Origin of the sequence: Phaeodactylibacter sp., assembly GCF_040219495.1 — a bacterium.
GTDB lineage: Bacteria > Bacteroidota > Bacteroidia > Chitinophagales > Saprospiraceae > Phaeodactylibacter.
On record NZ_JAVJSK010000068.1, the window covers coordinates 59,414 to 72,105 of the forward strand.

11 protein-coding genes are annotated in these 12,692 nt (G+C 51.2%); 2 read left to right on the forward strand and 9 right to left on the reverse strand.

From position 1 onward, the window contains the following. Nucleotides 1-2: 2 nt before the first annotated feature. The 4 genes from RIC19_RS10250 to purD form a co-directional block, all read right to left on the reverse strand. A complete protein-coding gene (locus tag RIC19_RS10250; RefSeq protein WP_350178218.1) occupies nucleotides 3-857 on the reverse strand; it encodes a hypothetical protein in 855 nt (284 codons plus the stop codon). An 80-nt stretch (nucleotides 858-937) separates the two neighbouring features. Further along, complete coding sequence (locus RIC19_RS10255; RefSeq protein WP_350178219.1) at nucleotides 938-2,926, reverse strand: peptidylprolyl isomerase; 1,989 nt, start codon at nucleotides 2,924-2,926, stop codon at nucleotides 938-940. A gap of 93 nt (nucleotides 2,927-3,019) precedes the next feature. Next, nucleotides 3,020-4,528 (reverse strand): alanine racemase, encoded by a 1,509-nt coding sequence (gene alr, locus RIC19_RS10260; protein WP_350178220.1) that lies wholly within the window; start codon nucleotides 4,526-4,528, stop codon nucleotides 3,020-3,022. Nucleotides 4,529-4,570: 42 nt separating this feature from the next. Next, nucleotides 4,571-5,839 carry a phosphoribosylamine--glycine ligase gene (purD, locus tag RIC19_RS10265; RefSeq protein ID WP_350178221.1) on the reverse strand — a complete coding sequence of 423 codons (1,269 nt, stop codon included), beginning with the start codon at nucleotides 5,837-5,839 and terminating at the stop codon, nucleotides 4,571-4,573. A gap of 182 nt (nucleotides 5,840-6,021) precedes the next feature. Between purD and RIC19_RS10270 the strand changes: the two genes are divergently transcribed. After that, nucleotides 6,022-8,046, forward strand: coding sequence for a carboxypeptidase-like regulatory domain-containing protein (locus RIC19_RS10270; RefSeq protein ID WP_350178222.1), 2,025 nt, complete (start codon nucleotides 6,022-6,024; stop codon nucleotides 8,044-8,046). Between the two features lie 4 nt (nucleotides 8,047-8,050). Here the strand turns inward: RIC19_RS10270 and RIC19_RS10275 are convergent, their stop codons facing one another. The 3 genes from RIC19_RS10275 to RIC19_RS10285 are packed head-to-tail and all read right to left on the reverse strand — an operon-like array spanning nucleotide 8,051 to nucleotide 10,544. Next, nucleotides 8,051-8,698 (reverse strand): DUF4230 domain-containing protein, encoded by a 648-nt coding sequence (locus RIC19_RS10275; protein WP_350178223.1) that lies wholly within the window; start codon nucleotides 8,696-8,698, stop codon nucleotides 8,051-8,053. Nucleotides 8,699-8,704: 6 nt separating this feature from the next. Then, on the reverse strand, nucleotides 8,705-9,568 hold the full coding sequence (locus RIC19_RS10280; RefSeq protein ID WP_350178224.1) for a DUF3108 domain-containing protein: 864 nt from the start codon (nucleotides 9,566-9,568) through the stop codon (nucleotides 8,705-8,707). Further along, nucleotides 9,486-10,544: a lysylphosphatidylglycerol synthase transmembrane domain-containing protein gene (locus RIC19_RS10285; RefSeq protein ID WP_350178225.1), complete on the reverse strand. Its 1,059-nt coding sequence runs from the start codon at nucleotides 10,542-10,544 to the stop codon at nucleotides 9,486-9,488. The genes RIC19_RS10280 and RIC19_RS10285 overlap by 83 nt, the downstream gene beginning before the upstream one ends. Nucleotides 10,545-10,978: 434 nt before the next feature. On the opposite strand from RIC19_RS10285, the gene ruvC reads away from it, so the two are divergent. Beyond that, complete coding sequence (gene ruvC / locus RIC19_RS10290) at nucleotides 10,979-11,542, forward strand: crossover junction endodeoxyribonuclease RuvC (protein ID WP_350178226.1); 564 nt, start codon at nucleotides 10,979-10,981, stop codon at nucleotides 11,540-11,542. Between the two features lie 45 nt (nucleotides 11,543-11,587). On the opposite strand, the gene RIC19_RS10295 is transcribed toward ruvC, so the two are convergent. Continuing rightward, a complete protein-coding gene (locus tag RIC19_RS10295) occupies nucleotides 11,588-11,986 on the reverse strand; it encodes an HIT family protein (RefSeq protein ID WP_350178227.1) in 399 nt (132 codons plus the stop codon). Nucleotides 11,987-12,147: 161 nt separating this feature from the next. Beyond that, nucleotides 12,148-12,624, reverse strand: coding sequence for a transcription elongation factor GreA (gene greA, locus RIC19_RS10300; RefSeq protein WP_350178228.1), 477 nt, complete (start codon nucleotides 12,622-12,624; stop codon nucleotides 12,148-12,150). Nucleotides 12,625-12,692: the final 68 nt, after the last annotated feature.

The following is a 12,692-nucleotide window of genomic DNA, read 5'->3' on the forward strand; positions in this document are numbered from 1 at the left end:
AATCAGTAATATATCTTGATGTTGTTGCGCCGAAGCTCTCTTTGGTACATCGCTTCGATCTTATCTTCGAGTAAATTCCCTTTCCGGTTGCGCAGGATCACCTTTCGGGCCTGCCCTTTGATGTAAGACAGTGGGGCAATATCCTTGCGGTTTTTGACCTCAAATACCTTAAAATAGTACTGGTACTCGCTGTCCCGCTGACTGAAATCCTGCTTAGCGCTGATGTTATCTACCGTCACGGTGCCTTTGGGCATTTCCCGGGCGATGTCTTCCACACGGTACCAGACGCTATCGGTTAGCAAATAGGCTTCCGCGTACTTGGTACAATAATTGACCAGCGATTTCAAGTCTTGGCTTTTGTTATTCCAAAGCTGCCGCAGCTCATTGGCTTCAGCCACTGGCACCGGCACCTTCACAAAGTAACAACGGACTATAGGGGTTTCGAGTTGATACTGTTGTTTGTTGCGCTCATAAAATTCTGCCAGCTGCTCGTCGGTCACCGTACTGTCGAGTAACTCCTGTACCAGGATTTTTTCGTAGTTGTGCCGAATCAGGGAAGCCCGGTAATCCCTGACCAGTTTATCGATATTCAGGTCACTGGGGATGTTCTGCTCTGCTTCGTGCAACAGCAGCGCCTCCCGCATCCATCGGTTGGCAAACATCTGAATGATGATGGAGCTGTCCTTACCAGAAGTGCCTTCCGGGAACATGCCCTCCATGTCCGAGATATAAAGAGCTTTGTTGTGGACTTTCGCCAGTAGTTGGTCTTCTGCCGCGGCTGCTCCATCTCCCTGCATACAGGCGGACGCTCCAAACAGTAGGCCCAGCATCAATATAAAAATCCCTAAACCTCTCATAATCGGTCTTTTGGACAACAAAAATGGCGAAAGCCGGACAGCGCTGCGCCTGCCCGGCTTTCGCACCTGCAGAACAATTTTTACTTTTTAATAAGCTTCTTGAACACCTTACGGTTGATGTCTACTTCATAAGTTTCCCGCAATTCCTGCACCCATTGCTCTTCCAGGTAGTCCTGATAGTCGGCTACCACATACCCACGGGCCTCGTTCAGCGTTTTCAAGCGCGGCTCCAGCAGTGTTTCAATCTTCGTGATTTTGAACTTCTGCGCCTGAGGGTTAGGCTCTGACTGGGAGATTGCCCCCGCTGTCCATTCCATGCTTTTAAACTCCGGATAAAGCGCCTTGTCCAGCTTCTTAGATTCATGCGTAATGAGCGGGAAGGTCGCATCGGGGTCATTGTATTTTCCCAACACGGCTTCCGGCGTGTTTTCTGCAATAAAGGCACGGACTTCCTCCATCTGATCTTTGAGTTCATTGGAGACCCGGTAGATGCTGGTTTCTGCCCGGTTGCCGTAGCGGTACTTGCCTTTTACCGTTTCATAGAACTTTTCAAGCCCCACGGTATCCTGAGAGGCTTTGTCCCAAACCAACTGCTTGGTCGCTTCAAACAACAGGATACCTTCTTCGTATTCCCGCATCAGGGCTTTAAAGTCGGGATACTTCTGCTCCAGTTGCTTCTCTTCGTAGCGCATGGCACTTTCGTCCAGGTAGTTCTCGTAGAGGGTCGTTACTGCCGATGCAACATCTTTGCCACGGCCCATACGGATGCGCTCCCGGGAAGACCGCTCCAGGTAATCGGCAAAATCACCTACAGTGACCTTAAAGTCGTCCCCGTATTGAAAGAGTACCTTCTGAGAAGGAGTCTCCGGGGCCCGCCACCGGAAAGTCAGGAAGGTATCCGTAAGTGATTCGGTAAAGCTGCCGAGTGCCTCGGGATACGCTTTCAGGCCTGCCTCATCTTTGATGCGGGCCACCATAGCGGCCTTAGCTTGCTCGAAACGATTATCCTTTTTAATCGCGTTTTCTAAACGACCCCGTTCGATGTTATAGGGTTGTATGCCCCGGCGAGAAATAAGTTTAAGGATGTGCCAGCCTACACTCGTTTTCACAGGCTTGCTGTAAGTCCCTTCTTCTTTCATGCCAAACGCGGCTTCTTCAAATTCTCTGGAGAAACGGTTGATGCCAAAAAAGCCAATATAGCCACCTTTAGCAGCGGTGCGCGAATCCTCGGAAACCGCTTTGGCCAGCGCATCAAAGTCCGCACCAGCTTCCAGTGCCTGATAGGCACTGTCGATACGCGCTTTGACGGCTTTTTCATTCCGGTCGCCGTCGGTGCGCAGCAGGATGTGTGCCGCTTCCACCTCTCCCCTGGACGGGCGGCGGTCGTGTACCAACAGCGCATGGAAGCCTGCATCTGTGCGGATGGGGCCGCTCAGTTTGCCCACCGGTACTTTGTAAGCCGCTTTCTCAAGCTCATAAAAACCATTGGGGAATAAAACCGTCACATAGCCGATCCGTCCACCGTTGTTCTTTGCAGATTGATCGTCAGAAACCGAGCGGGCAACCGTCTCAAAATCTTCGCCTTCCTGAATCCGCTTCATGGCGCGTTCCAGCTTACCTTTGGCAGCAGCAATTTCTTCCGGAGTGGCATCCGGCTTTACGGAGACCAAAATATGGCTGATGTCAACATCCTGCTTGGACCGCTCGTAGGCTTCCTCAATCAGCTTTTCTGTCACCTCCTTATCGATAAGGTAAGAATCAGCCAACTGCCGGCGGTAGCCATTGAGCTCGGTCATCAGCTCCGGGACCGTATCCAGCTGCATCGCACGGGCCTTGGCCACTTTCAGCTTAAATTTGACATACAAATCCAGGTACTCCTCCAGAGAAGCCTCTGAGAAGTCTGCTTTCTTGCCGTTGGTTTTGGAATAGATATACACAAACTCAGACTGTTGCACGGGCTTGCCGTCAACGGAAAATAAGACAGGATCGTCCTGTCCAAAGCTAAGCCCCGGTATCAGTACCGCTAATGCCAGCAGCATCCAAAAGCGCTTAATCATAAGGTTGAGCATGAATGATTGTTTTTGTTAATTATTTTTTCGCATTGGGGGAGACCGCCGCAAAATTAGTAAAATACCGCACCCTAAAAAATATTGCTGCGCTCCTTATCTGTTCAATCCTTTTCGGAGTGTTTCACAGTACACCCTCCGGACACGCGGCCCCACAGAAGTAAATACCTCATAGGGAATGGTTCCCAGTACTGTAGCGACCTCTTCTGCCGAGGGCTCTGCCCCAAAAATAGTGGCAACTGCCCCGGCTTCCACTTCCGGTATTTCAGATACATTGACCATGCACATGTCCATGCACACGTTGCCGGCAATAGGCGCCAGCTGCCCGTTGATAAGGACCCGGTGCCGCCCGTTGCTGAGTGCCCGTGGTACGCCATCTGCATATCCGATGCCGAGTGTGGCAATTGCTGCGCCTGCGGGCAGCTTCCCGGCACGGCTGTAGCCAACCGTTGCGCCCTCACCCAGTGTGCGGACTTGAGAAACGCGGGCTTCCAGCGTCATTACAGTCTGCAGCCGGGGCTGAAGCACGCCCGTTTCATCAGCACCATAAACACCGATTCCCAAACGCACCATATCCATATCGTATTGCGGGAAACGGGCGACGCCCCCGGAATTGAGCAGGTGCCGCCGGAGGCTGTACCCCAAACTTTCTTCTAATTGGGTACAGGCACTGGTAAACTGTTGCATCTGCTGTCTCGTAAAAGCGTCATGCTCCGGTGCCCCACTTGCGGCAAGATGGGCGAAAACCGTAGCGACCCGCACATTTGGCTGGCCAGAAAGGTAAGCCCCTAAATCTTCGGCTTCGGCTGGTTCGAACCCCAGACGGTTCATGCCGGTGTTGAACTCCAGGTGAACAGACCGTGTAACAGCATGCCGCTCCAGGTATCTTGCCAGTTTTTTGAGGAGCGGAAAGTGATACACCACGGGCTCCAGTTCCCACCGCACAAAATACTCAAAAGCGGCTTCTTCGGTGTTCAGGACCATGATGGGGCACTGTATGCCCGCCTGCCGCAGTTGCACACCTTCATCGGCATAAGCAACGGTCAGGTACGCTACCCCTGCCCGTTCCAATGCCCGCCCAGTTTCTATCAACCCTGTACCATAGGCATTGGCTTTGACCATGACAGCTACTGCTGTTCCTGCCTTCAACGAAGCCCGGTGGACGTCGAGGTTGTGCCGCAGCGCATCCAGGTCGACCCGCAAGGTGGCCTGATGCATCGGAGCGCCCATGTACCCGAGCAGCTCGGTATAGATTTCTTCTTCGCTGGCGCAGACCAAAAACAGGGTATTGAAAAAAGGCTGTCGGGAGAAGTACCGGCGGGCCTCCATAGGGTTGGACAAAACGGTAAACGGCCACTCACGGGCCTGATCAGCCTCAAAGCCCCAAATGACGACCTGATCAACGTTGTGCTGTCGCACCTGATCTTCCCAGTCTCCGGAAAGTACTTTATGGTCAACGACGAGGATACGCTGCCCACCGTAAGACGGGCGGGCGTCGCTGTAGCGGAGCAAGGGCTTCAGGGGATGATCCGGGCTGCCAGGGGCCATCCGGACAAAGCCGTTCCCTAATGTGCCGCCAATAATTTCCAGCTGTGCTCTGCCCATTACTGCTCCTTTGTGCTACGAGATGCGGTGTTTAGCATCCCTCTAAAGGTCAAATCCAATATCCGTACGAAAGTATTTTTGGTCAAATTGTACCCGCTCCGCGTTAGCCAGGGAACAACTGACGGCTTCTTTGAAGTTATCCGCTAAAGAGGTCAGTGCCAGCACCCGGCCACCGTTCGTTTTCAGGATACCTTCTTCCGTTTTTGTACCTGCATGGAGCACCAAACTACCCGCTACCTGGTCCAGCCCTGTGATGGCTTTTCCCTTTTGGTAAGCCCCAGGGTAGCCGCCTGAAACCAAAAAGACCGTAGCTGCGCTCTGTTCTTCAATTTCGAGTTTTTTGCTATCCAGTGTGCCGTCTCCGACAGCAATCAGTAAGTCTACCAAGTCGCTTTTGAGGCGGGGGAAGACCACCTCTGTCTCGGGGTCGCCCATGCGGCAATTGTACTCTATCACGTAAGGGTCGTCCCCAACTTTGATCAACCCCAGGAAGATGAAGCCTTCGTAGGGGGCCTCCAGTTCCTGCAGCCCGGTAAGCGTAGGGCTGACGATCCAGTTTTCCACCTTTTTCAGCAAGGTGTCATCCACAAAAGGAACGGGGGAAATCGCGCCCATACCCCCGGTATTCAGCCCGGTATCGCCTTCGCCAATTCTTTTGTAATCTTTGGCAATGGGCAGGATTTTATAGGATTTCCCATCGGTCAGAACAAATACGGAGAACTCGATCCCGTCCAGGAACTCCTCAATGACTACGCGCTCGCTTGCAGCGCCAAACTTCCCCCCGAGCATGGCTTTAAGTTCCGCTTTCGCTTCTTCCCGGTCGTGGAGGATCAGCACGCCCTTACCCGCTGCCAGGCCATCGGCTTTCAGGACTATCGGCAGGGCATGGTTATCGATATACGCTAATCCATCCTCGAGGTTATCCGGCGTAAATTCACCGTATGCCGCTGTGGGGATATCCCGCTGTTGCATAAAAGCCTTTGCGAAAGCTTTGCTGCCTTCCAGTTTGGCGCCCTGTGCAGAAGGCCCGATAATCCGCACCTGCTTAAGCGCTTCGTCAGCTTTAAAGTAATCGTAAATACCGCGGACCAATGGCTCTTCGGGGCCCACTACGACAATATTGATCTCGTTCTCCTGTACAAAAGTACCGACGGCCTCAAAATCATTGGGGCTCAGCGCTACATTGGTACCGTGTTGGGCAGTACCTGCGTTACCAGGTGCGATAAATAAAGCTTTGCAAAGTGGACTTTGGCTCATTTTCCAGGCAAAGGCGTGCTCCCGCCCGCCACCACCCAACAGAAGAATATTCATGCGTTCTTTTTTTGCAAATATACTCTACCCAAATCAGATAACCATAATATGGTAATTTTACTCGTTTTCCCTGAAACAAAATTGAAGGCTGATTCGTCTTGGATTTGAAATATTTTAACGCTGCCACAGTGGATCGCCCGTGCAGCTCTACTTCATTAGCGTTTATTAAAACACCTGACCCTATGCGGTACCTCGCTCTACTTATGCTTTTCCCAATCTACCTGACCGCTCAGCAAAGCGGATACGTTGTCCTTCAGGGACGTGTTTTGAACGCAAAAACGGGCGAACCGCTCTCCCATGCTCACATTGGCATTCCCCAGCGGGGTATTGGCACGACAAGTGGGTACGATGGGCAGTTTACGCTGAAAGTACCCGATTATTACCGCAATTCAGACCTGCAGATTTCTTATCTGGGTTTCCTGAACTACACTAAGCCGATTACCGAAATTGCAGGCCGCCTGACGGCACGCCTGCAGCCGTCGCCTTCAGTACTGCAGGAGATTGTGGTGATGGACGAGCAAAAAGTGGAAGACCTTATCCGAAAAGCCGTACGCCGCATCCCGGACAATTACCCTGACTTCCCGACTTCCCTGACTGGCTTCTACCGGGAATCTAAGACCAACGCAGAACAAACTTACGTCTACCTTGCCGAAGGAGTGCTGAATTTGTACAAGCGCAGCTATCAAAACGACAAGGAAGGGCAGGTTAGCCTGGCACAAGGCCGCAAAGTCGTGCTTGTCCCCGAAGAAGAGCTCCGCAGTACAACCGGGTTTTCTTCTGGTCACCTCGCTGCTGACCGCTTTGATTTTGTAAAGAACCGGGAAGACTTTCTGGAAGAAGACAACTTTGAAGCCTATAAATACTGGATTTCAAGTATTACCACTCACAATGACCGCCCGGTGTATGTGATTAGCTTTGACCGGGAGGACAACGACAAGCGGGCACGCATGAAAGGGGAGCTTTACCTGGACACCCTGTCTTTTGCCATCGTTCGGGCGTCTTTTGAGATTCTTCCGGACGCCCAGCGCAAGTACAATGATTACCCACTGTACACCGGCAACTGGAAAGGCAACCGTTACTTTGTCAACTACCGGGAAGTGGACGGGCGCTGGCATCTGAGCGAGGCGCTGCGGGAAGGTACCTGGAAAGACGGAGGCATTTACACCAACGAACTCATTGTGACCGAAGTAAAGCCAGGCCGGGGCAAAGTTATTCCTTACATGGAGCGGCTGGGCAGGGACGACCGTTTCCTGGACCGGACCGGCACCTACGATGAAGACTTCTGGGCTGCCTACAATACTGCTCCAATCAATGATGAACGACTGGCAGAAACAGTCCGGCAGCTCAACAATCAGAATAAAGCCACAGAGGTCTTTGATACCACTTTTATAAATACCCTGCGCCGGCAGCAAGACTCCATTGCCCAGGTACAGTCCACTACTCAGCCTACAGCTGATAGTTTCGACATCAGTTATGTGCCGGCTATCCCCCGGGCTGTTTCCGGGGCTTCCAACTGGGACTTTTACTTCAGCTATGGTGCTGGTACTCATTTTCTGAGTACCGCAAGCGCACAGTACCAATTGGGGTATTACGACACGCCTGAAGGCCCTGCTATCCTTGAGGTAGACGAAATGCTGGAGGCCCGCGAGATTGAGCCGGTATATCAATGGGCGTTGGGCGTTACCTACCGGGACCGCTACCTGCTGCGCTGGACTCTGAGCCGAGATTTATGGAACAGCATTTACCGGGAAAGTGCTATTGGCGGCGGGCTTCAGTTTAACCTGACGAAAAAGTACCGCCCCCTGTACATACGCCCTATGGTACAATTCAGCCGCCTGCTTTACGGCAGAAAGGTAGGAGAAGCGGATAATGACTTCGGCAGATTTGAAGCGGATGATAAGAAATTCAAAGCCAACAAAGTGAATATGTACCTGGGGGACCGGATTTACAGTTGGAAGCTCAGCCTGGAAATGGCGATTGAACTCAACCCCAGCCGGGAGCTATTCCTGCGTGCCGACTACCTTATGCCTTACAGTCAGTCCGAAAGGGTCTTTCTCCGGGAGCGGGGGCGTTTCTTCCCCAGGCGGGCTGAATTAGCCACCGATGGGAGCCGGGTCCGTGCCTTCCGGGAAGGGGTGGAAATGTTTGGCCCCATAGCGGGCACCCTGCCTACCTATTCGTTAACGGTAGGTATTATGATTAAATAACCTGCTACCCCAGTAGCAGGCTGTCGGCGGGAACGGGCGTATTTTGCCCCGGGTGCTGAACGAAGAGCGACCACCCCGCCGACCGCACCATGAAGTCCATAATGCGGATGAGCTGATTGCCCTCCAGGCGAGCCTCCTGCATGAGTTCGCTCTCCCGGGCTTTTTCCCGGAGCATGGCCTTAGCATTAGCATTCAGCCGGGTATAATCCTCCGGGGCAAAGCTATTAAAGAAGCTCTCAGATAGATTTTTGTACGCAATGGAATGATCCACGGAAAGAATTTCCGGCTCCGGAATATGGCTGAGGATCACCCGCTTTCGGGTGCTATCTGCTGTAATTTTTATATCTTTCAAATCATAACCCACCAGCACTTTGCCTTCTACCTGAAGGATGGCTTTTTTTGAAAAAGAAAACGTACTCGGCATGGGCACATACACCGTAAAACGGCGGATGTTGGTCTCGTCGTACAATTCACTAAAATTGCCCTCTACGGTAACGAGTTTGCACACTTGCTCCACTTGTTTGAGGAGTACGGTACTGTTTTGGATGGTCGTCTCCGCAGAAGCTGAGCGGTTGAACAGACTGTAAGCTAATCCGAACCCGGCACCAAAAAAGGCAATCAGTGCGGCAATAAATAAAGTACGCTTAATCATGAAAGCTTATTTGACTTCTGCACTCAGGTCGTACCGCAGGTTCTTGTAGTCTTTTAATACTGCCTTGACAGACCCCACAGACAAAGGGGATTCAATCAGTAGTGGCAGGCGGTTCTGATCGTCACTCACCCAAATATTCATTTCTGTGCCCTCTTCAAAGATATCGCCAGCAACGACCTCCGGGCTCACCCGGATGGTATTGAAGTGCCCCAGCCCCTTCACCTTTACTTTTTCTTCCTTACCGGCGTAAGTCATTTTCAATGGCCAGGACTCTTTGTCCATAAAAATCTTGAGCGGCAGTGCATCCCCCTTTTTATAGTTGGCGATATCCGCATTGCGCAGGAAGTAGACCATTGACAGCACATCGTGCATGCAATGGTCAATATCGTAATGCGCCATTTCCGCTGTTTCTTTAGACTTGCCACGCAGCGAAGACGCTTTGCCACTGCCCTGATCAAAAGTCACCCGGTCGTACAACCGGTATGAGCCTTCTTCCACGTTCCGTATAGAGACTTCCGGTAGCAAGGTTTCTTTATCGACATAGCTATCATAGTAGTCCCGTACTTTGAAAAACCACTCGTAGGATTTGTAGGTAGTCCCTACCGCAGACAAGTGATACTGATCTTCCAGCTCCCGGACTTTAAACTGCACTTCCCCTGCGGAGAGCCAGACAAAGTTCCAATTGTAATAGAGTTTATACGTTATGGTTTCCCCGTTCTTAAAGGCTTGGTTTTCAGTAGCGCAAGTACTGGCTTGATGGACGACATGGTCTTGGGGCTGAGCTTGCTCAATCTGTTGAGGGCTTAGTGTGGTTATCAGGAATAGTGCCGGTAGCGCCAGCGCGTTGATTTTCAGGGGTATTTTTATCATAACCTAGTGATTTTAAGACATTTATTTTGACGATAAATATCACTCCAAGTAACGCTGGCAAAGCCAGATTTAGTATAAAAAGCCCAAAGGTTGCTCCCAAAATACTCAATTCGTTTGAGGAGAAGGGTGCCCAAATTAGTAATGCAGCCTCTCCTCTGGCCAATAGTGCTGCCACAGGGGGCAAAGGCACGGTAGCCTGAAAGAGGAATATGGTGGCAATACCACTCAGCGCCCCGTCCAGGGGTGCATCAATACCAAAAAAGCGGATCATAAGATAGTACTGCATACAGTACACGCTGTAACGGGAAAAGGCAAGCAGCAGCGCTTCTCCCAACTGAGCACGGTTAAAACGCCGGAGCATCAGCACAGGCTTGAGCCATTTACGGGGCATGGGGAAAGTCCGGAGTATAAGGGCCAGCCAGTGGAAGTTGAAATAGAAAAGATAGGCTACCCCAATCCCCACAAAGAGCACCCACCAAAAGCTGCTAAGCAGTAACCTCGGCAAGCCGCCCTGTACTTCCAGGTAGTACAATGCACCGATGAGCCCCCCGGTGAATAAAGCCAGCGTTTGCGCTACATTACCCGCCATAGTGGCAATAACCGCGTGCCAGTTGTGCTGAGCAGGCACAGCCAGCACCCGCCCGCCGTAGTCCCCTACCCGATTGGGCGTGAATAAAGATAAGGTAATACCTGATGCCACTGCTTTGAAGGCCTGCCAGGGCGCAATGCTCCAGAAGGGCTTCAGCAAGCGCTGCCACTTCCAGCTTTCCAACCACCAGTTGACAGGCATGAGCAGGACCGCGGGTAGCAACCACCATTTACTACGCTCTCCAAGGCGGTACCTCAACTGCTCCCAGAGATCAGCGAGCCGCTCCTGCCCGCCAATCTCCCGGTACAACAGGTACAACAGGGCAGCAACGAGCAATACTTTGAACGTTGCATCCAGCCAATAGCGTAAGCCTCGTGTTAAACGCATAGAGTTGGTTTTCGAGCTTTTTGGGCTTTGTATGATTGAACGAAAGCAGGTCACCTTGCGACTAGCGCGCTGTCAAGTATGAAACAAAGAGTGGAGCCAAGCCAGTAAGCATTGTAAGACTTCGGAGAAGTTACACCTTTTTAAGCTAGGCAACACCACAGGAAGTCGACTTCGGAGAAGTCGCATGTTATCCCCAGCCAGAGGATATGCTTCTTCTGCTCCTCTCTAGAAACCCCGCTTTTCAAACTTGACAAAGCACTAGTCCGAAATTAGTTGGGCGTATTTCACGCTTGGAAGCCCTGGGTTTACTGAACGTTAAGATGGGATTCCCAACAAGCCCGATTAACAAAAGCGTTCAAAGTATTTGTTGCCCGGGGGATTTAACCTATATTGCACTATAACTGGTGCATATTGCCGTAATATAACTGACTTTTTTGAAAACTGAAGTTCCTCCCTACCGCTTACTGGGCGTTGACCCCGGCACCAATGTGCTTGGCTACGCCATTCTGGATATCAAAAGCCGTAAAATGGGCTTGTGTGATATGGGCGTTATATACCCGGGCAAGTTCAACACACATCAGGAAAAGCTACAGCATATCTTCGAGCGCTTGCAGAGCATTATCGACATCTACGCTCCCCGGGAGATGGCTATCGAAGCTCCGTTTTATGCCAAAAACCCGCAATCTATGCTCAAACTGGGCCGTGCACAGGGGGTCGCTATTGCCGCAGCTATGACGAAAGGCGTTGGGATTACGGAGTACGCCCCCCGAAAAATCAAGCAGTCCGTTACCGGGAAAGGCAATGCGAGCAAAGAACAGGTTGCTGCAATGCTCGGCAATATCCTTAACTTCAATATGGATGATTACTACCTTGATGCCACAGATGCCCTGGCCACTGCGGTTTGCCATTTCTATCAATCCGGTAGTGTACTCAAAGGCCAGAAACGCTACAACGACTGGGGAGGGTTCCTAAAAGACAACCCCGGACGTAAAGCTTAGCTTTCTGCCCGGGGCCGGTATGTTTTTCTTTCTGCTGATATCCTGTTACAAAGCTACTTTTGCGCGGACCTCAGCTGCTAAGGCATGCATCTCCTCACTGCTCATTTCAATAGGCTTGCGTGTGATATCAATTTGGGCTTCTTTCTGAAAAGGCACGAGGTGGATATGCGCATGCGGCACTTCCGTACCAATGACCATCACACCAACCCGCTTGCATTCGATTACGGTTTCCAGCGCTTTGGCTACCCGTTTGGCGAATACCATCGCCCCACCCAACAGTTCATCCTCAACATCAAACAGGTAATCCACTTCCTGCTTTGGCACTACAAGGGTGTGCCCTTTGGCTAATGGCCGGATATCCAAGAAGGCGTAGTAACGGTCGTCCTCCGCAATCTTGTACGAAGGGATTTCTCCATTGATGATTTTCGTAAAAACAGATGCCATAAGGATAGGAATGGTTTGATGTAAATAAACAGCTAATGCGACTAATCCGAAATAATGAGGCACATTCTACGCTCTGAAAAGCCCTGCCTTTGCTGAGCTTTTACGCTCAGGCACCTGCGAGGCAATCCATCAGAGCACCTCAAGAACAGGAACCCCGGGAGTTAATCAATTGAGATCTTCATGATTTCAAAGTCGATACTACCGCGAGGGGTCTCGATTTTAGCGATATCTCCTACTTCTTTGCCCAGCAAGCCCTTGCCTATTGGAGAACTGACGGATATTTTCTTGGCTTTAAGGTCTGCTTCCGTTTCAGATACAAGGGTGTACTTTACAGATTTCCCGGTTTTGGTATTCTTGATGAGCACATTACTCAAGACCGTTACTTTAGACATATCCAGTTGGCTGGCATCAAGAATTCGGGCATTGGCCAAGACCTTTTCCATTTCACTGATCTTCAGCTCCAGCATACCCTGCGCATCTTTTGCTGCGTCGTACTCTGCATTTTCTGACAGGTCGCCTTTCTCACGCGCTTCAGCAATAGCTGCAGCAACCTCTTTACGCCCTTTGGACTTCATTTCATCCAAGTCTGCTTTCAGCTTCTCGTACCCTTCCTTGGTCAGATAATTAATACCAGACATAACATATAATTTAATTAAAACAATGAGCCCTTGTATTACCCACCTGATTCGCCACGCTCTGAAGGCCC

Bases quoted from the DNA above. Each gene is read 5' to 3' on its own strand.
- RIC19_RS10295 (WP_350178227.1), bottom strand. From the start codon at position 11,986: ATGGCATCTGTTTTTACGAAAATCATCAATGGAGAAATCCCTTCGTAC.
- RIC19_RS10250 (WP_350178218.1), bottom strand. From the start codon at position 857: ATGAGAGGTTTAGGGATTTTTATATTGATGCTGGGCCTACTGTTTGGA.
- RIC19_RS10285 (WP_350178225.1), bottom strand. From the start codon at position 10,544: ATGCGTTTAACACGAGGCTTACGCTATTGGCTGGATGCAACGTTCAAA.
- RIC19_RS10255 (WP_350178219.1), bottom strand. From the start codon at position 2,926: ATGCTCAACCTTATGATTAAGCGCTTTTGGATGCTGCTGGCATTAGCG.
- greA (WP_350178228.1), bottom strand. From the start codon at position 12,624: ATGTCTGGTATTAATTATCTGACCAAGGAAGGGTACGAGAAGCTGAAA.
- RIC19_RS10270 (WP_350178222.1), top strand. From the start codon at position 6,022: ATGCGGTACCTCGCTCTACTTATGCTTTTCCCAATCTACCTGACCGCT.
- purD (WP_350178221.1), bottom strand. From the start codon at position 5,839: ATGAATATTCTTCTGTTGGGTGGTGGCGGGCGGGAGCACGCCTTTGCC.
- alr (WP_350178220.1), bottom strand. From the start codon at position 4,528: ATGGGCAGAGCACAGCTGGAAATTATTGGCGGCACATTAGGGAACGGC.
- RIC19_RS10275 (WP_350178223.1), bottom strand. From the start codon at position 8,698: ATGATTAAGCGTACTTTATTTATTGCCGCACTGATTGCCTTTTTTGGT.
- RIC19_RS10280 (WP_350178224.1), bottom strand. From the start codon at position 9,568: ATGATAAAAATACCCCTGAAAATCAACGCGCTGGCGCTACCGGCACTA.